Origin of the sequence: Steroidobacter flavus, from assembly GCF_042651805.1 — a bacterium.
GTDB lineage: Bacteria > Pseudomonadota > Gammaproteobacteria > Steroidobacterales > Steroidobacteraceae > Steroidobacter > Steroidobacter flavus.
In genome coordinates this window covers 437,677-458,925 of record NZ_JBHSDU010000015.1, presented here as the reverse complement: position 1 = coordinate 458,925, position 21,249 = coordinate 437,677, and the positions used below count along the sequence as shown (strand labels likewise).

19 protein-coding genes are annotated in these 21,249 nt (G+C 62.2%); 10 read left to right on the top strand and 9 right to left on the bottom strand.

Features of this window, described 5'->3' with window-relative positions:
- The first annotated feature begins 129 nt into the window (after positions 1–129).
- Positions 130–1,389, top strand: a complete 1,260-nt coding sequence (locus ACFPN2_RS29795) for a glycosyltransferase family 4 protein (RefSeq protein ID WP_380603509.1) — start codon at positions 130–132, stop codon at positions 1,387–1,389.
- Here the strand turns inward: ACFPN2_RS29795 and ACFPN2_RS29790 are convergent.
- From ACFPN2_RS29790 to ACFPN2_RS29780, 3 genes are read right to left on the bottom strand one after another with little or no spacing between them, the layout of a single operon-like run.
- Positions 1,386–2,591 carry a DegT/DnrJ/EryC1/StrS family aminotransferase gene (locus tag ACFPN2_RS29790; protein WP_380603507.1) on the bottom strand — a complete coding sequence of 402 codons (1,206 nt, stop codon included), beginning with the start codon at positions 2,589–2,591 and terminating at the stop codon, positions 1,386–1,388. The two genes, ACFPN2_RS29795 and ACFPN2_RS29790, sit on opposite strands and share 4 nt — an antisense overlap.
- Before the next feature lie 12 nt (positions 2,592–2,603).
- A complete protein-coding gene (locus ACFPN2_RS29785; RefSeq protein ID WP_380603505.1) occupies positions 2,604–3,683 on the bottom strand; it encodes a FemAB family XrtA/PEP-CTERM system-associated protein in 1,080 nt (359 codons plus the stop codon).
- Positions 3,683–4,390 carry a hypothetical protein gene (locus ACFPN2_RS29780; RefSeq protein WP_380603503.1) on the bottom strand — a complete coding sequence of 236 codons (708 nt, stop codon included), beginning with the start codon at positions 4,388–4,390 and terminating at the stop codon, positions 3,683–3,685. The genes ACFPN2_RS29785 and ACFPN2_RS29780 overlap by 1 nt, the downstream gene beginning before the upstream one ends.
- A gap of 491 nt (positions 4,391–4,881) precedes the next feature.
- Between ACFPN2_RS29780 and ACFPN2_RS29775 the strand changes: the two genes are divergently transcribed.
- The 3 genes from ACFPN2_RS29775 to ACFPN2_RS29765 all read left to right on the top strand — a co-directional run bounded on the left by ACFPN2_RS29775 (position 4,882) and on the right by ACFPN2_RS29765 (position 8,121).
- The gene (locus tag ACFPN2_RS29775) at positions 4,882–5,691 is read left to right on the top strand and encodes a hypothetical protein (RefSeq protein WP_380603501.1); all 810 of its coding nucleotides are present in this window, start codon (positions 4,882–4,884) and stop codon (positions 5,689–5,691) included.
- Between the two features lie 2 nt (positions 5,692–5,693).
- A complete protein-coding gene (locus ACFPN2_RS29770; RefSeq protein ID WP_380603499.1) occupies positions 5,694–6,530 on the top strand; it encodes a heparin lyase I family protein in 837 nt (278 codons plus the stop codon).
- Between the two features lie 118 nt (positions 6,531–6,648).
- On the top strand, positions 6,649–8,121 hold the full coding sequence (locus tag ACFPN2_RS29765; protein WP_380603497.1) for a lipopolysaccharide biosynthesis protein: 1,473 nt from the start codon (positions 6,649–6,651) through the stop codon (positions 8,119–8,121).
- 3 nt (positions 8,122–8,124) lie between these two features.
- Here ACFPN2_RS29765 and ACFPN2_RS29760 read toward each other — a convergent pair whose 3' ends face one another.
- The 4 genes from ACFPN2_RS29760 to ACFPN2_RS29745 are packed head-to-tail and all read right to left on the bottom strand — an operon-like array spanning position 8,125 to position 11,267.
- Positions 8,125–8,922 carry a glycosyltransferase family 25 protein gene (locus ACFPN2_RS29760; protein WP_380603495.1) on the bottom strand — a complete coding sequence of 266 codons (798 nt, stop codon included), beginning with the start codon at positions 8,920–8,922 and terminating at the stop codon, positions 8,125–8,127.
- Positions 8,923–8,931: 9 nt separating this feature from the next.
- Positions 8,932–9,384, bottom strand: a complete 453-nt coding sequence (locus ACFPN2_RS29755; RefSeq protein ID WP_380603493.1) for a VOC family protein — start codon at positions 9,382–9,384, stop codon at positions 8,932–8,934.
- Position 9,385: 1 nt separating this feature from the next.
- A complete protein-coding gene (locus tag ACFPN2_RS29750; protein WP_380603491.1) occupies positions 9,386–10,339 on the bottom strand; it encodes an alpha/beta fold hydrolase in 954 nt (317 codons plus the stop codon).
- Positions 10,340–10,373: 34 nt separating this feature from the next.
- Positions 10,374–11,267, bottom strand: coding sequence for a serine aminopeptidase domain-containing protein (locus tag ACFPN2_RS29745; RefSeq protein WP_380603489.1), 894 nt, complete (start codon positions 11,265–11,267; stop codon positions 10,374–10,376).
- A gap of 331 nt (positions 11,268–11,598) precedes the next feature.
- On the opposite strand from ACFPN2_RS29745, the gene ACFPN2_RS29740 reads away from it, so the two are divergent.
- From ACFPN2_RS29740 to ACFPN2_RS29725, 4 genes are all read left to right on the top strand, one after another.
- Positions 11,599–12,834 carry a glycosyltransferase family 4 protein gene (locus tag ACFPN2_RS29740; RefSeq protein ID WP_380603487.1) on the top strand — a complete coding sequence of 412 codons (1,236 nt, stop codon included), beginning with the start codon at positions 11,599–11,601 and terminating at the stop codon, positions 12,832–12,834.
- Positions 12,834–13,799, top strand: coding sequence for a UDP-glucuronic acid decarboxylase family protein (locus ACFPN2_RS29735; RefSeq protein ID WP_380603485.1), 966 nt, complete (start codon positions 12,834–12,836; stop codon positions 13,797–13,799). The genes ACFPN2_RS29740 and ACFPN2_RS29735 overlap by 1 nt, the downstream gene beginning before the upstream one ends.
- A gap of 252 nt (positions 13,800–14,051) precedes the next feature.
- Entirely contained in the window at positions 14,052–15,482 is a 1,431-nt protein-coding gene (locus ACFPN2_RS29730) for an MBOAT family O-acyltransferase (RefSeq protein ID WP_380603483.1), read from the top strand.
- The gene (locus tag ACFPN2_RS29725; protein WP_380603481.1) at positions 15,457–16,413 is read left to right on the top strand and encodes a hypothetical protein; all 957 of its coding nucleotides are present in this window, start codon (positions 15,457–15,459) and stop codon (positions 16,411–16,413) included. Before ACFPN2_RS29730 ends, ACFPN2_RS29725 begins: the two co-directional genes overlap by 26 nt.
- A gap of 4 nt (positions 16,414–16,417) precedes the next feature.
- Here ACFPN2_RS29725 and ACFPN2_RS29720 read toward each other — a convergent pair whose 3' ends face one another.
- Both ACFPN2_RS29720 and ACFPN2_RS29715 read right to left on the bottom strand, forming a co-directional pair.
- A complete protein-coding gene (locus tag ACFPN2_RS29720) occupies positions 16,418–17,419 on the bottom strand; it encodes a glycosyltransferase (RefSeq protein ID WP_380603479.1) in 1,002 nt (333 codons plus the stop codon).
- Positions 17,416–18,537, bottom strand: coding sequence for a glycosyltransferase (locus ACFPN2_RS29715; RefSeq protein WP_380606686.1), 1,122 nt, complete (start codon positions 18,535–18,537; stop codon positions 17,416–17,418). The genes ACFPN2_RS29720 and ACFPN2_RS29715 overlap by 4 nt, the downstream gene beginning before the upstream one ends.
- A 258-nt stretch (positions 18,538–18,795) precedes the next feature.
- On the opposite strand from ACFPN2_RS29715, the gene ACFPN2_RS29710 reads away from it, so the two are divergent.
- Both ACFPN2_RS29710 and ACFPN2_RS29705 read left to right on the top strand, forming a co-directional pair.
- Positions 18,796–19,752 (top strand): SGNH/GDSL hydrolase family protein, encoded by a 957-nt coding sequence (locus ACFPN2_RS29710; protein WP_380603477.1) that lies wholly within the window; start codon positions 18,796–18,798, stop codon positions 19,750–19,752.
- Positions 19,749–21,161: an MBOAT family O-acyltransferase gene (locus tag ACFPN2_RS29705; protein ID WP_380603476.1), complete on the top strand. Its 1,413-nt coding sequence runs from the start codon at positions 19,749–19,751 to the stop codon at positions 21,159–21,161. The genes ACFPN2_RS29710 and ACFPN2_RS29705 overlap by 4 nt, the downstream gene beginning before the upstream one ends.
- Positions 21,162–21,249 lie beyond the last annotated feature (88 nt).

Below are 21,249 nucleotides of genomic sequence, written 5' to 3'. Positions count from 1 at the left end.
GTCACAAACCCGCGAACCTGTCCGCGTATTTAGTTGCACTGCCATACGCGTTTGGCGCATTCTCGCGGCCATGGAAACAAAGTCGGGCGGCTGGCCAAGCGGGGCCGGATACGCCCAAAGGATGCGGTCTTGAAGCTGCTTGCGATCGCTGAACATTTCCCCAGTCCCTACAAAGCCTACCACTACGTCCAGTTCGAGCGCTTCCTCCAGGATGGCCACGAGCTGACTGTGTATGCCTTCGGTCTGCACGACGGCGGCATGGGCAATGGCGGGCAAGAGGGCGCCTTCGTGCGTCAGACGCGGTATTTGCCGCCCACGGTGCGTGAAGTCCCGAAGTTCTTCGGCGCGTTCCTGCGCGATTTCGCCCGCCGGCCCGGCCGGGCGATCCAGCGTTCCTTCCGTGCGTTCGCTCATCCCGCCTCGATCAAACATCGCTGTCTGAACATGGCACGCGCGCTGCTGCTGCCGGCGGACAGCCCTGATGTGGTGCTGGTTCACAATCTGCGTGCCGCCGCCAATCTGCAATTTTTGCGGGCGATCTATCCTGACGCGGTCATCGCGATGTATTACCACGGCGGTGAGGTGCCAGGCGTGCCGACGCCCTCGGTCGCGACGGTGAAGGCGACCTTCGACAGTTTCGACGTGGTGTTCACGAACACCGAAAGCTCCCGCAAGCACGCCATCGGTCGCGGCCAGGCGCCGGATCGGATTGTGATTTCGCCAGTCGGTTTCGATCTGCGTGGCTTTCCCGACCCGCAGCCGCGCGCGTATCGCCGCGACGGCAAGCTCAATATCTTCATGGTCGGCCGGCTGAGCGAAGAGAAAGGTTTCATGCTCGGCTTGCAGGCGTTGAAGGTGCTGATCCAGGAAGGGCACGACATCAAGGTACGCCTCGCCGGCGACGGGCCGTTGCGTAAGCAGCTCGCGGGTTTCATCGCCGAGCACGGCCTCGGGCAGCACATCGAAATGCTCGGCCGGGTCGAGCAGGCCGATTTGTATCGCTGCTATACCGAAGCGGACGTGTTCCTGTTGCCGAGCATCCCGGCGGGGACCTGGGAAGAGAACCAGGCTTGCGTCGTGCAGGAAGCGATGTTGTTTCGAGCCGTGGCCGCGGTGAGCCGCACCGGCGGCGTGGGCGAATCGACCGCGCCCGCCATGTTGCCGTTTAGCTTCGAGCCGGGCAGCGTGGAAGGCATGGTCGAGGGGTTGCGCAAGTTGGTGACCTTGTCCGCAGATCAGCTGAGTGCGTTGGGTGCGGAGGGGCGTGCGTTCGCGCAGTCACGCTATGACATTCGCGTGCTCAATACCGAGTTGCTGAACACGGCGCTGGCCCATGCCCGCGACACGATCGACGACGACGAATCGGAAGAAGCGATCGAAGCGGCTTAAGCGACCGAGCCGCGCATCGCCGCGGCCACGCGCGCCGGCAGATCCGCTGGCGAATAGGCGTGCGTCGGCAGAGTGACAATGGCGTTTGCGACCTGACGGGCGCCCGGCATCTCCAGATCGACCGCCGGCAAGTGCCTGGCCACTTCCGGAACATCATTCAGCGCACTCGGATAGGACGCGGTGGCACCGATGCCTGCCGCCTCCAGTTTTTCCAGCACCGCCGCACGTCGACTCGGATCCGTCATCAGGAACGGATATCGCGCATAGGCAGGCTGAGAGTTCGCTGGCACGTCGATCAATCGCACGCCCGGGACTTTGCTCAACGCCGCCTGTAACGCCAGGGCGTTGTCCTGTCGGCCCCGCGTCAACGTCGGCAGCCGCTTCAACAAGGTCCCGGCAAAGCCGGCCAATGTTCCGCTGTAACGCTCGACCGGATAAGTCTCGTCATACACCGTGCGGCCCAGGCCGAGCCCCGGCAACTTCCGTACGACACCGTACAGGGTGGGGTGGAGCAACGTTGCATACGCGGCGAGTTTGACGATCGTTGTTGCGGTCCGAGTGGCCGAGGCCGGCGTCAGTGCCGCGTGCCTACGATCCAACGCAGCCGACAGCTCGGGATGACTTGCGACCAGTGCGCCGCCTTCGAGGCTGGTGATGTTCTTGCCCTTATCAAAGCTGTACAGGCCGACATCGCCGAAGCCGCCGACCGGACGTCCCTCATGCGTGGCACCGAGCGCTTGCGCGCTGTCGTCCAGCATCCAGACGCCGCGCTCGCGAGCGATCGCTTCGATGCTTTGCAGATGATTGGGAATTCCGTAGAGATTGGCGGTGACGACCGCCAGCACGCGCGAAAAGTCGAACTTCCGTAACGCCTCGGGATCCAGGCTGAGCGAGGTCGGATCCACGTCGCACAGCCGAGGTTTCAATCCGGCCTTGATGACCGAGGCCGGCACGGAATAGCACGTGTAAGCGGGGACGATGACTTCGACTCGCTGCGGGTCTTTGCTCAGATCGCGCATCGCTTGCAACGCGAGCACCATCGCGGCGCGACCCGTCGATACGAGCCAATACCGACGATGTTTGGCGTGCGCCGCGAGGCCTTCGCCGAGCGGAATCTCCGCGGACGAGCCCAAGCCACGAGCCAGACTCACGGCGAATGTGATTGGAGAGATCGGCGTGCCCGCCGGTGCCACGAATGCCATGGGCGCCGCGCCTTACGGAATGGATCGAGCCAGCGGCGGCCCGATCAGACGCGTTGCCCACAGCGGCAGCTTTTGCCACATCTGGATCGCGAGCTTGTACTTGGGATTGTCGACGTTGAGCTGCGGCATCTCGCCGCCGCGCGGGCGATGGAAATACCAGTACAGCTGGCTGGACGTGGCATTCCACTTCTTCTTGAAATCTTCCGCGCCGGAATCGGCCGTGGATCGGCCCAGGTGATAACGAGTGCAGCCGCGCACGCAGGCATCGCGCATCATTTCCCAATACAGCACGTAGTTCGCTTGCAGCGGCCGCGACAGCTCAGTGCCGCCGGCCCACAGGCCTTCGACCATGCCGTTGAAGTAACCGTTGAAGGCTACCGCCACCGGCGTCGTGCCCTGCGAACAAACAAAGATGCTGGTGTACTCGGGCAGCGCTTTCAAAATCGTTTCGAAATAGGAGCGGGCGTAGAAGGGCGTGCCCAGCGAGCGCCACGATTGCTCCATCACCGAATAGAAAACGTCCAGCAGCTCCATGCCGCCGGAGCGCACTTCGAGATTGTTCTTCTGCGCGCGGCGAATGTTGGTGCGATGCTTGGACGCGAACTTGTTCCACAAGGTGTCCGGATCGGGCGCCAGCTCGATGTGCATGCTGATCTTGCGCGTCGACACCGCCATGTCGGTCTCGATGGCGGAGGCACAGCGCAACTCCAGATAGTCCGCTTTCAGCTCGTTCGCTTTGTCGCGTGCCGCCCGAACCAGCGCCTCGGTCGCAGCGGCATCGATCGACACCGGTCCGCCGTAATTGACGAAAGGCATGGAGCAGAGCACGCGACCGAACAGCGGGCTGGCGACGAAGGTCAACGGCAGCACGCCACGGATCTCGCCGCCGGCACGTGCGATCAGATTGAAGCCGGGATTGCGCAGCGCCTGCTGGTTGATCCCGCTCCATTCGAACAGGTGATAGAAGGAGCCTGGCGGTTGCTGCCGCAGAAACGCATTCCACTCGGTGGCGTGCGTGGCGGTAGCGGTCTCGACGGTGAGCGGCGCGCTGCCACTTGCGAGTGCGGCTTGGGGAACCACGGCGACAGTCATCAGCGCTTTCTCGAGTCCTGCAGTGTTTGTAAAAATTCTAGAAACGCGGCGGCGGCAATGGTACGGCCCCGCTCGTTGAGATGGCCACCGTCATAAGTCCACTCCCGCGCCAAGGATGGCACGCGGGTACCGCCGTCGTTGACCTCGCACGAGCGACCGTCGGCGCGGCGCGATTGTACCGCCGCCAGATCGAACAGTTTGTGACCGCCGCCGAAGCTCGACCGCAATTGTCGGTTGAACCAGTCCCGGGCGCGATTGCCGACGAGGGCAGGGTGCCGATCTCCCAACGCGCGCCGCAGCCACGCATACGGACCTTCCGGCAACGATCGCAGCGGCACCGTGCAATGTACCAACTGCACGCCGGGCTGATCTGTCGACAGTTGCTCAATCGCCGCCTCGTAGTGTTTCCACAAACTTTCGGCGTCGGCCTGCGTGGCGATATCGACATAGCAGAATTTGAGTAATGCCACGTCGATCTCCGGCCGGTCGCTGGCATTCAACAGCTCACGGAAGGCCGCGATCTTGCCAAGTGGTTCTCGGTTTACGCCGATCGGTTGGTGGATGATGAGGAGCGCCTGCGCAGGGTGGCATTCGTGTGCCCGAGTTAAGTCCAATACCTGCACGTCTGCGCGGCCCTGATCGGTTAGATCCTGGATGCCTGTAAGGATGTTTGCGCCTACGGATTGATGCGCAAAAAATGTTTTCATGTGTACGTCATCGCAAACGTCGGAAATCTGACGCTCAAAACGCGCTGTCGCCGCGTGGCAACGTGGGCAACAGACTCGGGATGTATTCAGGGAGCCGCTGCGTGACCTCGCAAAGTGTCCTACATAAAGTGCTGCCTCGTGACCGCAGGTCGCTGGTTCGATGCGGAATGGCGACAGGTTTGCGGTTTGCCGAGGTGCATATATCTTCCGGGCGCCTCGTGTAGGGCGGCAATGATTTGACGGTTGCGCAGGGCACCTTCATAAATTGTGTAGGTTGATTCAGTATAAGTAAGTATTCCTGGTTGTAGGAGCATCGAGGGCCGGGCCCTCTTGTCGAAAACGACGAGATTGCACGACAACCTGGCTTCGTCCGGGCAGTGATTTAGGAGTAGCAGCTAATGGCTCAGTTGAATGAAGTCACGCACCGCGCGTACGCGGGCGCTAGACGATGGGGGCGGGCACTCGCGCTCGCGTGCATGTTTGCTGGCGGCATGAGTATAGCGACTACGGCTTCGGCGGCTCGCACAGTCCGCTCGCTGCCGTTCACCGAGACCTTCGACGCGAACAACTATAGCGACCTCACCTGGATCACGCAGGGCGCGACCCAGACCTGGATGCCGACCTCCGGTTGGAACGGTCGCGGCGCCGCCAAGTTCACCGGCCCGAACGCCGAAGGCTACGCTGCTGTCGGCCAGTTCGACTTTCGCGGCCTGTCGACGATTCCCGAGCAGATCAACATCCGCGTGCTGGTCTACCAGGGCCGCATGTGGCACGAGCTGGGCGCCGGCGGCAAGCTGATCATTTTGAATCGCGACGGCAACCGCGGTCGTCCGATGGTCATCGCGACCGACTATCAAGCCGGCAACTGGGAAAGCTGGGCGCCGTGCGACGGCACCGTGTGCCGCTTCGAGGGCGGTGAAGGTTGGCCGAACGGCACTGAGCGTCTGCGCCTCGGTAACAACACCCAGGGCAATGGCAAGCGCTCCAACGAGTGGATCAGCGTCGAGCTGGAAGCCAACACCCGCACCGGCATGATCAAGCTGTACATCGACACGCAGGACGGCCAGTTCCAGGGCCTGTACGTGCAGCGTTATATGGATGACACGGGCCCGGGCGGTACCTGGAGCTACGTCGACCTGATCGGCGGCTACATGAACTGGGGCAATGTCCGCGCCGATCCCGAAAACTATTTCATGCTCGATGACATCGTGATCGACGACTCGTACATCGGTCCGCCGGCAGGTTTCCGTACTGGTACGACGACCCGTCCGAATCCCCCGTCTTCGCTTTCGGTGCAGTAATAATGGTACGGATCACGAAAACATCTTCCCTGGCGGCCGCGCTGTGCCTGATCGGCGCGAGCCTCACCGCTCAGCCGGCGCTCAGCGCCGCGGCCCGCCTGCCTTTCAACAGCAGCTTTGAAGCCGGCACGTTTGCCGAATGGAACGGCGGTCTCGATTCTTCGATGACCGTCACCTCGTCGATGGCTACGGACGGCCGGTACTCGACGCAGTCCGTGATGACCGCGGGCCGCCCGACCGACAACTACAAGGAATACGTGTTCGGCGACAACCGGCGCGTCGCCGGTGAAGTCGCGGACGACGGCGTGTGGCTGACGTTCGACAGCCGTTTCGACACGGGCTTTCATTTCGCCGATGGTGCGGGCGTGCACAAGATCGCCATCATCAATCTGGAAGACGTGAACGACGGTCGGCGTCGCTATCAGATCATCATCAACGTCATACCGCGCAGTGGCGAGTATTTCGTCGATCATCTGAAGTGGAATGCGGATGGCAGCTTCGGTCGGACCATGCCGAACGTCTCGCAGAACATCGGCACGCCGGCGACGGTGCGGTTCGGCCAGTGGGACAAGCTGAAGCTGTACATCAAGCAGAATACGCTGGGTCAGGCCAACGGCATCGTGCGCTTCTGGGTCAATGGCGTGTTGAAGGGCGAGCACACCGACGTGCAGCTGCGCGAGAACGTCAACGTGTTTCCCAACAAGCTGATCATGTCGAACTACGTCACGGAGTCGACGGCCTACGGCACGCAGCGCTGGGACAACTGGCACCTGTCGGAGACCGATCCGGACGGCAGTGCCGTGCGGCCCAATCCGCCGGTCCTGAACAGCGTCCAGTAACGAAGTTGTAATCCACGACGGCGGGCGCAAGGCCCGCCGTCGAGTCATAAGTACCGCCGGTCCGCAAGTGTGCGGTGGCTCGTGACGCTGGCCCTCCCGGCCATGTACCCTCGCGCGGATGTTGACCAAACTCTCCTCCCGCGCCGGTGAGCTGTTCGGCTTTCTCAACCGGACCGATGGCTCGTTGAGAAGCAAAATCCTCCGCTCCGGCTTCTGGCAGGCCCTGGCGACCTTCGGGGTCAATGGTCTGACCTTCGCCAAGTCCGCGGTCCTCGCGCGCCTGCTGGCCCCCGAGGCGTTCGGCCTGATGTCCCTGTCCCTCATGGCCATTCGTGGTGCGCAGCTGATCACCGAGACCGGCTTCGGCAGCGCCATGGTGCAGCGGCAGGGCGATTGGGACTCCGCCAAGGACACCGCGTTTACGTTGCTCGCGTTGCGAGGCTTGCTGCTGGCCGTGCTGATGGTGCCGGTCGCGTACGGCATGGCGACGTTCTATGGTAAGCCCGAGCTGGTGGCGTTGATTAGCGTGCTCGGCGCGAGTTTCCTGTTTTCCGGCACGGCCAACATCAACCTGTCACGCACCATCCGGGAGCTGGACTTCAAGAAGGTCGCGATCATCGAGAACGTGGTCGGCTTCGCGTCCTTCATCGTCGCCGTCGCGATCGCCTGGTGGACGCGCTCGGTGTGGGCGCTGGTGGCGAGCTTCGTGGCCGCCGCCGTCATCAAGACCGCGCTGTCTTACATCCTGATTCCCGGCAAGCCGGTATTCCATATCGATCGCAAGATCGCGATGGAGTTGCTCCACTACGGCAAGTTCATCACGGCCTCGACCATCCTGATGTTCATCGCCTCCGAAGCCGGCGGCGCGGTGATCGGCAAGATGCTCGACGTGGCACAGCTCGGTCACTATTCGGTGGCGTTCCTGCTGGCGAACTTCCCGCCGACGCACGTCGCCTTCGTGCTGTCGAACATCATGTTCCCGGCCTACGCCAAGATTCAGAAAGACCTGCCGGTGTTGCGCAAGACGTTCGCTCAGGTCACCGACATCATCGCGTCGCTGGTGATGCCGGTCATGGCGGGCATGGCGGCGGCCTCCGGCACGATGATCGCCGCCTTCTACGGCGCGGGCTGGGAAGATGCGGTCGGGCCGTTCCGCATTCTGTGTATCTACGGCGCGATCCACGCGATCGTCACCGTCAACGGTTACATGTTCAACGGCATCGGTCGGCCGGACATCGGCTTCCGTATCGCCGTGATCCGCGTGGTGAGCATCCTGGTGCTGATCGTGCCTGCGATCAAACTGTGGGGCACGGTGGGCGCGGCGGCGGCGATGAGCTTCGTGATGGTCACCAACCTGCTGTACGGCCTGTACCAGGTCACCAAGGTGATGGAGGCGAGCTGGGGCGAAGTGTTGCGTCCGCTGTGGCCGGCGACCCTCAAATCCATCGCCGCGGGCGGTGCGATCTGGATCGCCGATCAACTCCTGCCGAGTAGCAAGATCGAGATCGTGTGGCTGATCCTGGTCGGCGCGGTGGTCTACATCCCGATGAACATCGGCATGATCAAGACCGTGCTCAAGCTGAAGAAATAACGCTCAGCCGAACACTTTCAACAGCAGGTTCTTCACGAAGTTGGACGCGCGGAAGCGGGAATTGCGAGTGCCCTGAATGTTCGAGGGGAACACGTTGTTCACGCCCACGAGCTCCGGCCACACGCCGTGCGCCTGCAAGCCCCATTGATCGACCCGGCCCAGCAGGGAGTCGGCGGGATAGCGAATGGGCAGCGTGTTTTCCGCGAGCACACGAGCAGCCCGCTGACTGATGAGATAAGCCGTCGCGGCGACGGGCAGCGAGTCGCCGAATTTGAATTTCACCAGGCCGTTCACGGCGGGCTCGAAGTGGCGGGTGTCGAAACGCAGTTGAATGACGCCCCAGTCCGCCGGCGCAGCTTTGATCGCAGCGTCGATGCGATCGCGAGCATCGGGCGCAAACTGCGCGTCATCCTCGCTCACGAGCGCATACGGGGTGCCGTCGCGAACCATGCGTTGATAGATCGACAGATGGCTGCGTCCGCAGCCGATCTCGGCCATCGATAGCGAACGATCGAAGCTCTTGCGCGACACCTCGTCGTTGTAACGGCCCGCGCGAATCTCTTCGTCGAGCGACATCTTCTTGCCATCGAACGCCGGAACCACCGTGGGCTCGATGCCCAGGCTGCGTAAATGGCTGGTGATATACAGCCGGCGCTCCGGGCTGCGCTCGAGATTGATCACATACGCAGGGTAGGTCTGCGGGGCCACCGACAGCGGCTGATTGCGCAAGCGACGCAGGCGCCGGTACTCGCGATAGTTCTTCGCGGCCCGGAACAGGATCGAGGACTGTAGGTCGGCCATGATGCGTCGCTATTGTTTTTCGCTACGGCGCTTGTCGGTGTCGATGAGCTCGACGTTCAAGCCGGCGCCGAGGAAGGCGAAGGCGATGTCGGCTTCATCGAATGCTTCGCCGGGCTGCGGCGCGGCCAGCACGCGAGCGCCCTTGGATTCCAGATCCTGCACGCCGGCGGCGACGGTTTGAGTCTTGAATGCCAGATGATGCAGTCCGCCGCCGCGCTCCTTGATGAAGTCCACCAGCGGCGACGACAACGACGACGGCTCGATCAGCTTGATATCGATGGAGCCGGCCTTGCGCATGAACTGCACGTTCACTTGCTGGCGTGTATTGGTGACGACTTCGGTGCGTGCGGTGTAGCCGAGCGTCTTCTCGAGCATGGCCCGCGCCGGTGCGATCTTGCGCACGGCGAGGCAGACATGATCGAGCTGATAGTCGGGGGCGTCGGTCGAGTGAGCGTCGCTCATCTCACTTCGCTCCGTGCAAGCCCTGCAACCAGCCGCGGCTGACCGCGACCATTTCTTTTTGCCACGGCGTGAATGACAGCACGTGATTGGCCTCGGCCACGATGTGTTGCTGCAGCTGAGGCAGGTAAGGCTTCAACTGTTCGGCGAACGGCGCGGCGAATTTCTCTTCGTATTCGGACTGCAGCCGATCCTTCTCGCTGAACAACATCAGCGCGCGACCGCCACGTTTCAGGAACGCGAAGAACGCCGGTGGGAAGAGGGGATTCGCGTTGCCGCGCTGCTCGGCGGTGGCCGCGACCGGCGCGGCCTGCGCGACGGGCTTATCCTTGATGATCAGGCGCTTCATCGAACGCCAGATCACGCCGTACTCGCTCTGAAACGTGAGCAGGCGCCACCACGACATCGGCTGTAGCAGGCGGCGATAATAGCCCTGCCGGCGCGAATCGAGCTGCTGGCGAGTCAAATACTTTGCGGGCGTCGCGGCGTTGCTGGCCAACGTGACCGTCATGCCCAGCGACAACAAGCCTTCGACATCGGGCTCGCGCTCCGCGGTCAGCAGCGCCGTGATCGCGCCTCCGCACAGACCGCCAAGAATGAATTTCTTCGCGCCCGTGTTCTGACGCAGCCATTGAATGGCGCTGCGCGAGTCGGCCACATAGCGGCCCACTTCGATGTTGTTATAAACATCGGCGAGCATGGTTTCCTGCAACTCGCCCGAGGAGTCGCCGAGACCGTAGAAATCGAAACGAAACACGCGGTAGCCCATTTCCACCAGCGCGTCGGTCAGCGGCACATACAGGCGACCCGGGCCGACGCGCATTTTCACGCCGGGCGAGAGCAGCACGATGACGGGCAGCTCCTGGCGAACCTGCGCCGGCAGGTGCAGCGTGCCGAACAAGGTATTGCCTTCGCTGCTGGTGAAGGTGACCGCGCTGATATCGCCGGGCTGTTGCATGCTGGACGTTCCTGCCGAATTCATTGCGATCGCATCAACCGCCGGATGCGGCAGCTTCGAGGGGCGTGGCCGAGGGGGCGCCCGTGACTTCATCCAGCCAGCGCAGCGTCAGCTCCTGCAGCTGGTTCGCGCGCGGGTAGAAAGGTTTGATCTCGCGCCAGAACGGCTGCTCGGCCGCTCGCGACAGCGTGCCTTGGGAGTAGCTCGAGGCGAGTATTTTCAGATCGGCGCGCTCTTTCTGCGCTTCGGTCGCGGCGATCTGGACGATCAGCGCGGGGCCGGCATGTCGTTTGGCGTCGGTCGTGAGCAAGGTGCTCACGCCGCAGCTTTCGAGCAAGCCCTTGCCGATCTCGTAGCCGTCGACATTCACACTGCCGCCGGCGCGAATGCGGGCGGTGAGCACTTCCCGGTTGTCGACGACCTTGCCGTAGACCGCCAGCTGCGTGCTCAGGTTCGAGCGCAGCAGCTCCTGGAAATACGCATCACCGTCGAGGATCGGATCCCACAACACCAACGGCGCGCCGTCCAGGCGAGGGGAGATCGATTGTTGGGCATTCGATTCGGCCAGCAGGGCCGCGAAGGTGGCGCCCAGACGCAGCCCGATCAGGCCGATCTGCTGAATCGCCGGGACGCGCTGCTCGAGCGCGCCGATGGCGGCCCGCAAGTCCTCGCGATGCGATTCGAGGCTGGCATCGGCGCTCAGGCCGCTGCTATCACCGGCACCGAAGTAGTCGAAGCGCAGGACCGCGTGGCCCTGCGCGGCCAGGGTGCGGGCGCAACTGACGAAGACCCGATGGCTCCACAGTTTTTCCTCGCCGAACGGATGACTCATGACGAAGGCGAGCGGCTTGGCCGCGCCCTCGGGGGAATGCAGGATGCCGAACAACCGGGCATCCCCGCGAGCGAAAAAGAAGGGTGTCTCTGCCACGCGATTTAGGTGCTGTTAGCGACGGATTGGAACTGCGAATGATACCCTGACTGCCCCGGTCGATATGTCGTCTGGTTCGCAGTCGCCACCGACCGGGCATCGTCCGGAGGGGCCATGGCCGCCTCCCGGCGGGTTGAGTACGCTAGCCCGCCGATTGCAGGTCCAGACAGCGGTCGAAAGGGCCGGTCCCTAGTCGAAATTCCGACGCTGCACGCTATGTCGAAAGGGCTGACAATCCACCGCCGGTGTCTGGGGCTTGCATCACAGCCCGCCCGACACCCGGACGGCTACAGTAATCGACTATAAGTCTTGGATCCCAAGAAGGAATCGAATGCCGAAGCGCATCTTGTTCGTCGAAAGCAACCGCGATGGCACGGTCGGCGGCTCGTACTTTCTGTTGCTCGACCTGATCCGGGGCCTGGACCGTTCGCGCTACGAGCCCATCGTCGGCTTCCACCGCGAGAACTATCTGATGGACCAGTTTCGGGCCGCCGGCGCCGAAGTGGTGCTGTTCGATAACCTGAAGCCGGTGGACTTCGGCGCCTTGAACGGCGTGCTCAATCCCATCAAGCGGCTCGGCAATCTGTATCGCGGCTTATATGCCCAGGCGCGCGTGCACGCGAAGTACTTGCGCGAGCAACGCATCGATCTGGTCAATCTCAACAACTCGATGACGCGCAATCACGCCTGGATGCTGGCGGCGCGGCAGGTCGGTATTCCGTGCATCACGCACGAGATGGGCATCAACCAGACCTATTCGTTTCTGTCGAAGTACTTCGGCAAGCGCCTGGACCGCATCATCAGCCTGTCGCACGCCATCTGCAAAGCGATGCTGGAGAACGGCGGCATCGATTATCCGAACATTCAGGTCATCCACTGCGGCATCGACCTGACCCGTTATCAGATCAAGGAAACGCCGGCGCAGCTGCGCCAGAAGCACAACGTTCCCGAAGGCGTGCCGGTGATCGGCGTGGTCGGCAACGTGCGTGAGTGGAAAGGGCAGGAGACGCTGGTGCGCGCCACCGCGATCCTGAAAAAGAAATATCCCGATATCCGCTGCGTGCTGGTCGGCGACCGCGGCAAGGGCCCTAGCGAATATGGCGATCGTCTGGATCGTATCGAGAAGGAATTGAATCTGACCGGTAACATCGTGCACGCCGGCTTCCAGCGCAACGCCATCGACTACATGGAGTGGATGGACGTGGTCACGCACACCTCGATTCAGCCCGAGCCGTTCGGCATCGTGACTCTGGAAGCGATGTCGCGCTCCAAGCCGCTGGTGTCGACGACCATCGGCGGTCCGGCCGAAGTGGTGGTGAATGGCGAGAGCGGTCTGCTGGTCGATCCAGGCAAGCCCGCCGATCTGGCCGCGGCCGTCGATCGTTTCCTGAGCGATCCGGAATTCGCGCGCCTCACCGGTAAACGCGGCTATGAAAGAATGGCCTCGAACTTCAGCATGAAGCAGAGCATCGATAAAACCATGGCGGTCTATGCGGAAGTCCTGCGACTGCCCGCGCCACAGCCGTCCACTTCGTCGAATCACGCAGTCACAGCGAGTAACGTTTAATGGGTCAGTTCAGCAGAAAGCGCATCCTGGTCACCGGCGGCGCCGGCTTCCTGGGCTCACATTTGTGCGATCGCCTGATGGCCGCCGGCAACGACGTGTTGTGCGTCGACAATTTCTTCACCGGCGCCAAGGACAACATCGCGCAGTTGATCGACAACCCGAACTTCGAGCTGATGCGCCACGACGTGACGTTCCCGCTGTACGTCGAAGTGGATGAAATTTACAACCTGGCGTGCCCGGCATCGCCCATTCACTATCAGCACGACCCGGTGCAGACGACCAAGACCAGTGTGCACGGTGCGATCAACATGCTCGGCCTCGCCAAGCGTGTGCGCGCCAAGATCTTCCAGGCCTCCACCTCCGAGGTGTACGGCGATCCGGCGGTGCATCCGCAGGTCGAGGAATATTGGGGCAACGTGAATCCGATCGGTCCGCGCTCCTGCTACGACGAAGGCAAGCGCTGCGCCGAAACGCTGTTCTTCGACTATCACCGGCAGCACAAGCTGCGCATCAAGGTCATCCGTATTTTCAACACCTACGGCCCGCGCATGCATCCGAACGACGGCCGCGTGGTGTCGAACTTCGTCATGCAGGCGCTGCAGAATCAGCCCATCACCATTTACGGCGATGGCAGCCAGACGCGCTCGTTCTGCTATGTCGACGACATGATCGATGCGTTCATCGCCTTGATGGCGAGCGGCGACGATGTGACCGGCCCGATCAACGTCGGCAACCCCGGCGAGTTCACCATGCTGGAGCTGGCGCAGAACATCATCGACATCACCGGCTCGAAGTCCAGGATCGAGCGCCGGCCGCTGCCGCAGGACGATCCCAAGCAGCGTCGTCCGAATATCGAAAAGGCGCAACAGCACCTGGGCTGGAGCCCGAAAGTGCCGCTGCGTGACGGTCTGGTGAAGACCGTCGAATACTTTGACAAGTTGATCGCCTCGAAGAAGGCGATCTGACGACGAGCGCCGGCGACTTCCGATCTCCGGCGCAAGAAAAATAACAAACAACCGTGGGCGAGCTCGCTCTCGCCCACGGGTCCAATACCCAACGCCAGCTCATTTGTGCGACACAGCTCCTCGGGGACCTGTGGGAATTGGTTATTGGCGTAGAAGTGCTTTAGGCGCAGCCTAGCCCGCGCTCGATTTCGCGATTCAAGTCCCGCGTCTTGAATCTCCCCTGCGACGTCAGCGACTCAAGCAGGCGGCCAAATGCTATTCGATACGCCGGTCTATTTTGTTTTTCTGACCATCGTCGTCATTGGCTATTGGCGACTGCGGCGAAGTGGCCAGAATGTTTTGTTGCTTTGCGCCAGCTACCTCTTCTATGGCTGGTGGGACTGGCGTTTTCTCAGCCTCATCCTGATCTCCACGCTGGTCGACTACTGTTGCGCGCACCTCATCGATCGATCTGACAATCCCATCAAGCGCCGCACGGCATTGATCGTGTCGGTGGGTTTGAATCTCGGCTTCCTCGGCTTCTTCAAATACTGCAACTTCTTCATCGACTCGTTCGCGTCGCTGCTGGCGACGCTCAATATTCCGGTGTCGGACACCGCGTTGCAGATTCTGCTGCCGCCGGGCATTTCGTTTTATACCTTCCAGGCGGTGGCCTACATCGTCGATGTCTATCAGCGGCGGCTCAAGCCGGCGGACTCGCTGGTCGACTACGCGCTGTTCATCAGCTTGTTCCCGCATCTGATTGCGGGACCTATCCAACGTCCGTCGCATCTGCTGCCGCAAGTGCAGGCCGCGCGAGTGTTCGATATCGATCGCTTCTACGGCGGCCTGCAGTTGATCGCGCTGGGCTTGTTCAGAAAGGTCGTGATCGCCGACAACTGCGCGTTGCTCGCGGACGCCGCGTTCAACGGCAAACTGGGAGAGCCGAATCTCGCGGTGCTCGCGATTGGCACCTATGCGTTCGCGTGGCAGATCTACGGAGACTTCAGCGGCTATAGCGATATTGCCCGCGGCTCGGCGCAACTCATGGGCTTCCACTTCATGGTGAACTTCAGGCAGCCGTACCTCGCCACCAGCCTGCAGGACTTCTGGCGCCGCTGGCATATCAGTCTGAGTACCTGGCTGCGAGACTATCTATACATTTCGCTCGGCGGGAATCGGCACGGCGAGCTCAAGACCTATCGCAATCTCATGACCACCATGCTGCTCGGCGGTCTGTGGCACGGCGCGAACTGGACGTTTGTCGTTTGGGGTGGCATCCATGGCGCGGGGCTGGCGGTGGAGCGCTTCGTCCGGCGCATGTTCGGTCTGGAAGCGACAGACAGCGCGAATCAACCTTCATCCAGTTTCCTGTCGGTATGGATGAGCCGGATCTTCATCTTCCATCTGGTGTGCCTGAGCTGGGTGTTCTTCCGGGCCACGTCCATCGATGCGGCATTCCATATGTTGTCCGGTATCGGCAATCTCGTGTGGATCCCGGAGTACGGCACGGCCTTCATTCTCCTGATCGCCTTCTCGCTGCCGATGTTTCTGCTCGATCTGCTGAACGAGCGGCGCGGTGAAGAGTATGTATTTGAGGGACTGCCCGCGATGAGACGCGCGGCGGTGGCTATGTCGCTGATGGTGGCGACGCTGATATTCGCAGGCAGCTCCGCTAATGCATTCATCTACTTCCAGTTCTGAGTCCGCCGCGGGGAACACGCGAGCGGATCTGCTCCGGGCCACCAAAGTGTTGCTCGTGTGCGTGCTTGCGCTGTGCGTGACGGCCGAGTTCGGCGCGCGGCTGTTCGTGCCGAAGATGAGTAACACCCTGAGCAGAATCCGGCTCGAAGCGAATGCTGCCCGCGCCATGGCGGTGACCAAGCATGCGCCCAAGGAGATGCTGATCGTCGGCAATTCCTTGTTGATCGCCGGCGTGGATGTCGCTCAGCTCAACGGGCCGCTCGAGCCGGGCTGGCGCGGCGTGCGCTTCGGCATGGAGCAGACCACCTACTACGACTGGTACTTCGGCATGAAGCGCTTGACGGCCGACGGCTCGCGGCCCAGTGCATTCGTCGTGTGTTTCGAGCCGCGCCATCTCATCACGTCGGCCGTGCGCACGGAATTGTTTGCGTACTATCTGATGCGAACGCGTGACACCTTTGAGGTCGCCCGCGCACTCGATATGACGCCGAGCAAGACCGCCGATTTACTCGTCGCGAATACCAGCGCGTTGTGGGCCCTGCGCAAGGAGATTCGTAAGAACGTGCTCGGTCGGTTGTTGCCCTCGATGCCCGACCTGATGAAATTGATCACTCACGGCCTCGGCAGTCCGACGCCGTCCCTGGACGACATTCTCACCATAGGAAAACGGCGCCTGAAGGCCATGCGTGCCATCGCGGACGCCGCCGATGCGAAGCTGATTGTGGTGTTGATGCCGCCATTGACCGCGGAGGACACGCCAGCGCTACAGCAGCTCGGCCGGGAGCTGGGCGTGCCAATTCTGACGCCGCTGACCGATCAGGAGCTCGCGCCGGATGATTTCGAGCCCGATCAATATCACCTGAATTCAAACGGCCGGCTGCGCTTCACGGCGGCGCTGGCGGGTCAGCTGCAAGTGGCCTTGCAGCAGTAACGTTCTAGATCCAGCTCGAGATCTTGTCGCGCAAGCGGCGGCCGTGCTCCAGCCAGCGCTGTTCGAAGCGCGGCTGCTCGCTGAGCACGCTGTCGTTGAGCTGGCCCAGCTCGGCTCGTGAGCGTTGCAAACATTCGGCAATGCTGGCGGCGTCGTGCTCTTTGGGAAATACCGCGACCTTGCCGAATAGATCCACAGTCGCGGGATTGCCGGTCAGCACCATAGGCCGCAGCAGCGCCAGCGATTCATAGGCGCCGCACACCAGGCAGTTGGGCTTGAGCGTGAGATCCAGCACGATGTGACTGTCGCGCATCAGCTCCCAATACGCTTCTTCGGAAAGAAAGCCGGTTTGCCGGACGTTGGCAGGCAGGCGTGCGCGCTGTTCGGCGGGGAGCTTGGTTTCGCGACCGGTGATGCTGAGTTGATATTGATCGCCGAGCATCCGCGCGGCCTCGATGATTTCCGCGATCGGCTCATCGGCAGCATATGTTGCAACCACCATGACACGCAGCGGCCCGTCGAGCTTCAGCGGTGCGGTGGGAGCGAAGGGTGGGGTGGGCAATCGGTCGGGCAGTACGTGAGGCGTGCCGCCGACATCGCGCACCTGATCCGCCAGGGCGGCATTGGTGACGATGGTGACATCCGCCGAGCGCAGCGCATGTCGGGTCAGCGAGGTCACGGGCCAGTAAGCATGTGTGAATGGCGCGACAGCTTCGTTGTGCGCGTCCATGATGACTTTGTAACGGCCCAGGAACGGCCGCGCCGCCAGCACCAGCAGCGACAGCATCAGCGACGGATTCTGGACATACAGCACCTTGGGCCGGTGCTGTGACAACAGGCTCAATGTTTGTTTCGCGAGCTTGGCGTAACGCTTCAGCCGGGACGCGGTGAATGTGACTTCATGCAGAGGCAGGCCGAGCCACGCGCACAGCTCGCGCGTGCGACGATGTTGTTCCCAGCTGATCGCGAGCGTCCGAGGCAACACTTGTTGAGGTTGACCCGTCATGCCGCTCGCTCCGCCGCGGTCACTGTGCCGGCGCCTTGAATCAGCTGCGCATACAAGTGCTCGTAGTTGTGAACCATCTGTTGCACTGTGAACAGTTCGCCAAATCGTTGTTGAGCCGCCGCGCCGAGTCGATGCCGCAGGTCCACGTCGTCCAGCAGACGACACAAGCCGTCGGCGAGGGCTTGAGGTGCGCGGGCAGGGACGACCAGACCGCTTTGCTCGTTGATGACTACTCGCGCGTTCTCGCCGACCGAGGTGATGACCATCGGCTTCGCGCCCGCCATCGCTTCGAGCACCACCACCGACATCGCTTCCCAGTGCGAGGACTGCACGAAAATGTCGCACGCGGGTAGCGCTCGTCGCGAGGCCGCGCTAACCCAGCCCAGAAAGCGCACATGATCCTGCAAGCCGAGGCTCAGGGCCTGCGCTTCGAGTTCCCGACGCAGCTTGCCTTCGCCGGCGAGGATCATCAGAAAGCGCTTGTTCCGTTGTCGAAGCAACGCCGCCGCTTGCAGCAGGTCTGGCAGGCCCTTCTGCGGAATCAGCGTGCTGATGCTGCCGATGACCGGGGTGCCATCGCGAGGCAGTTGGGCCACGACTTCCGGGGCGAGATCGGGGGAGGGCACATCGGTGCCGTTCCAGATGACCTGCATGCGCTCGGCGGGAATGTCGTGCAGCTTGCGAATGGTGGCCGCCTGCTCGTGACCCACGGCGATCAGGGCATCCGGCACTCGCCACAGCAGCCGCTCGATGCGGGCATAACGCGGCGAGATGTGCGGGTAATTGCCGAAATGAAAGGTATGAACGTGACGCAGGCCCGGCACGGTGAGGCGACAGAAGGCCGCGTCCATCAAGCCGTGGATATCGTGGCTGTGAAGCAGTTGAATGCGTCGTTGCTTGACCAACCTGCGCAGCTTCAGGGCCGTGAAATAGTCCTTCTTGCCGCGATAGCCGGGGATGGGGATCAGATCCACGCCCGCCTCCAGCATCTGTTTGCCGACGATGCCGTTTTCCTTGAGGTAACAGGCGGTCACGTCGAACTGACGCCGGTCCATGTGTTTGGTCAAGTTCGCCGCCACCTGCTCGGCACCGCCGATATGCAGCGTGGAATTGACCATCAGCACGCGGCGGCGCCCGGCAGCGTCGGTGCTTTGCGACTTCTGATCACTTGTGGCGGAAAGGCTCGGTCGCGCAGAATTCATGACGTAGAGTCTGTGAGCGCCACGGCAAAACGGCTGTTACGGAATGGCCGGCAATCATAACGGGTTGGGCGGGCTGCCGTGTGAACCAATGCTCCATTCCTGGAGTCGAACCGCGGCGGTGCGCAGTCGCGCCCGGATTCTTTAGCCAGCACTAGAGGACCGCAGAGTTTTTTCATGACCAGCAGATTGGGTGCGCTCCTGCGCGCTACTGAAACGCGGGTGGTTTTTGCCCTGCTCGCAGCGATCGCGCTAGTGGACATCGGTCTGAGGCTGATGGAATCGCGGCTGTCCGGCAACCTGGCCCACATCGCCGCGATCCCCGAGATCATCGAGGCGGCCGGCAAGCCGCAACGCCACTCGTTGCTGCTGCTCGGGAATTCGCTGACCCACAACGGGGTCTCGGCGTCGGTCGTCGGCGGTCGGCTGCCGAATGTGAGTGTCGCCAAGGTAACGCCGGATGGGACCGGGCTGTGGGACTGGCAGTGCCTGCTGGATCATCAAGTGATCGAGCGGCGCGAAGTGCAGTTCGACACCGTCGTGATCGGCTTCGCCTGGCACCTGTTGAGCGATCAGGCGCGCCACGACCCGTCGCGGCTCGGCGGCCTGTATTGCCGGATGAGCGACCTGGCGAATCCGCGGACCATCGGGCTCGAGACCGGCAGCGACATCGGCGAATTCGTGGCCGCCGCGGTCCTGCGAACGTATGCGCTACGGGACACGCTGCGTAATCGTTTTTTCCAGCTCGTCGTGCCGAGCTACGAGACCTTCACCCAGGCCGGCAACGCGGCCCGCGCCGGCGTCGGCGCGCAACCGGGCGACGCTCCTCACGAAGCGGGCGCGCCGGAGGTCGTTCACACCTATCGAACGTTTGCCGAACTGGTCGATCGGCTGAAGAGCAAGGGCACTCAGGTGATCGTGGTCGCGATGCCGGTGCAATCGGACTACGAGATCGATCCGGCCCTGCGCGAGCTGGAGACCAGCAGGGGATTGAGCGTAATCGACCTGCGCAAGGTCGCGGGCCTGGACAGCTCGCATTATCTCGATGAGATGCACCTGAATCACGCCGGCCAGCAGATCCTGAGCAAAGTGCTCGCAGCGGACCTGCACGCTGAGCTGGCGAGCGCGACATGATTTTCAATAGTTTTACTTTCTGGGCGTTCTTCGCCTTGGTGCTGGCGCTGTACTGGCGCTTGCCCCATCGCGGCCAGAACTATTTGTTGCTGGTCGCAGGCTATGTCTTCTACGGCTTCTGGGACTGGCGCTATCTGGGGCTGCTCGCGTTCTCGACCATCGTCGACTACTACGTCGGCTATCTGCTGGTGCGGGTCGACGATGCCCGCAAGCGCAAGTGGCTGATCACCACGTCGGTGGTGGTGAATCTCACGTTCCTCGGCTTCTTCAAATATTTCGGCTTCTTCGTCCACGAAATGGCCGCGCTGCTGACCAGCCTGGGCTTCGAGCCGCATCTGCCGGTCTTGCACATCGTGCTGCCGGTGGGCATCTCGTTCTACACCTTCCAGAGCATGGCCTACACCATCGATATCTATCGGGGTAAGGCTCAGCCGGCCCGCAACCTGCCGGAGTTCGCCACGTACGTCGCGTACTTTCCGCCGCTGGTGGCCGGGCCGATCGAGCGCGCCGTGCATTTGTTGCCGCAGATCCAGAAAGAGCGGCGGCTGAGCCAGGGCGATTTCGCCGAAGGGCTGTATCACATCCTGATCGGCCTCGCGAAAAAGGTGTTCATCGCCGACAACCTCGCGCCGATCGCCAACCGGGTGTTCGACATGCCGGCCGCGGATCTCACCGCGACCGAAATGCTGATCGGCGTGTACGCGTTCGCGTTTCAGATCTACGGCGACTTCTCGGGGTACTCCTCGATCGCGCAGGGCGTCTCGAAGTGGCTCGGCATCGACCTGTCTTATAACTTCCGCATGCCGTATTTCTCGCGCAGCCCGAGCGAGTTCTGGCAACGCTGGCACATCAGCCTGTCGCAGTGGCTGCGCGACTATCTCTACATCCCGCTGGGTGGCAACCGCCATGGCCCGACCCGCACTCACATCAACCTGATGCTGACCATGCTGCTCGGAGGGCTATGGCACGGGGCGAACTGGACCTTCATTGCCTGGGGCGCCTGGCACGGGTTGCTGCTCATCGCCTATCGAGTGGCGGGCACCGACAGCTTCGAGAAGCCGGCCGCGCACCCCGCGATCTCGGTCCTGCAGGCGGTGGCGATGTTCCATTTCGTGTGTATCGGCTGGATTTTCTTCCGGGCCGAATCCCTGTCGCAGGCCTTTGGCTTGATTGGAGCGCTGGGTCACGGATTTGCGGTCACGGATTTTGCACTCTACGCGGGTAGCCTGCTGTTGTTCTTCGCGGCGCCGTTGCTGGTGTACGAATGGTTTGCGTACCGGCGTAACGAGATGCTTCTGGCGCTGTCCCGGCCGGTCTGGCAGCGAGTGGCCCTGTATGGCTACTTCATCGCCATGGTGGTCGTGTTCCCGCCGTTGACTCAGCAGGTGTTCATCTACTTCCAGTTCTAGCCGGGCCAATACTGCGGAAAATTGGCAAAACATACCGAGCGGCCCGGGCTCATCGCGAAGTAGAATCCTCCAAAGAGGGCACCGTCGC

Bases quoted from the DNA above. Each gene is read 5' to 3' on its own strand.
- ACFPN2_RS29765 (WP_380603497.1), top strand. From the start codon at position 6,649: ATGTTGACCAAACTCTCCTCCCGCGCCGGTGAGCTGTTCGGCTTTCTC.
- ACFPN2_RS29725 (WP_380603481.1), top strand. From the start codon at position 15,457: ATGCATTCATCTACTTCCAGTTCTGAGTCCGCCGCGGGGAACACGCGA.
- ACFPN2_RS29790 (WP_380603507.1), bottom strand. From the start codon at position 2,591: ATGGCATTCGTGGCACCGGCGGGCACGCCGATCTCTCCAATCACATTC.
- ACFPN2_RS29755 (WP_380603493.1), bottom strand. From the start codon at position 9,384: ATGAGCGACGCTCACTCGACCGACGCCCCCGACTATCAGCTCGATCAT.
- ACFPN2_RS29710 (WP_380603477.1), top strand. From the start codon at position 18,796: ATGACCAGCAGATTGGGTGCGCTCCTGCGCGCTACTGAAACGCGGGTG.
- ACFPN2_RS29780 (WP_380603503.1), bottom strand. From the start codon at position 4,390: ATGAAAACATTTTTTGCGCATCAATCCGTAGGCGCAAACATCCTTACA.
- ACFPN2_RS29750 (WP_380603491.1), bottom strand. From the start codon at position 10,339: ATGCAACAGCCCGGCGATATCAGCGCGGTCACCTTCACCAGCAGCGAA.
- ACFPN2_RS29775 (WP_380603501.1), top strand. From the start codon at position 4,882: ATGAGTATAGCGACTACGGCTTCGGCGGCTCGCACAGTCCGCTCGCTG.
- ACFPN2_RS29735 (WP_380603485.1), top strand. From the start codon at position 12,834: ATGGGTCAGTTCAGCAGAAAGCGCATCCTGGTCACCGGCGGCGCCGGC.
- ACFPN2_RS29715 (WP_380606686.1), bottom strand. From the start codon at position 18,537: ATGGTCAATTCCACGCTGCATATCGGCGGTGCCGAGCAGGTGGCGGCG.
- ACFPN2_RS29760 (WP_380603495.1), bottom strand. From the start codon at position 8,922: ATGGCCGACCTACAGTCCTCGATCCTGTTCCGGGCCGCGAAGAACTAT.
- ACFPN2_RS29770 (WP_380603499.1), top strand. From the start codon at position 5,694: ATGGTACGGATCACGAAAACATCTTCCCTGGCGGCCGCGCTGTGCCTG.
- ACFPN2_RS29705 (WP_380603476.1), top strand. From the start codon at position 19,749: ATGATTTTCAATAGTTTTACTTTCTGGGCGTTCTTCGCCTTGGTGCTG.
- ACFPN2_RS29740 (WP_380603487.1), top strand. From the start codon at position 11,599: ATGCCGAAGCGCATCTTGTTCGTCGAAAGCAACCGCGATGGCACGGTC.
- ACFPN2_RS29785 (WP_380603505.1), bottom strand. From the start codon at position 3,683: ATGACTGTCGCCGTGGTTCCCCAAGCCGCACTCGCAAGTGGCAGCGCG.
- ACFPN2_RS29730 (WP_380603483.1), top strand. From the start codon at position 14,052: ATGCTATTCGATACGCCGGTCTATTTTGTTTTTCTGACCATCGTCGTC.
- ACFPN2_RS29720 (WP_380603479.1), bottom strand. From the start codon at position 17,419: ATGACGGGTCAACCTCAACAAGTGTTGCCTCGGACGCTCGCGATCAGC.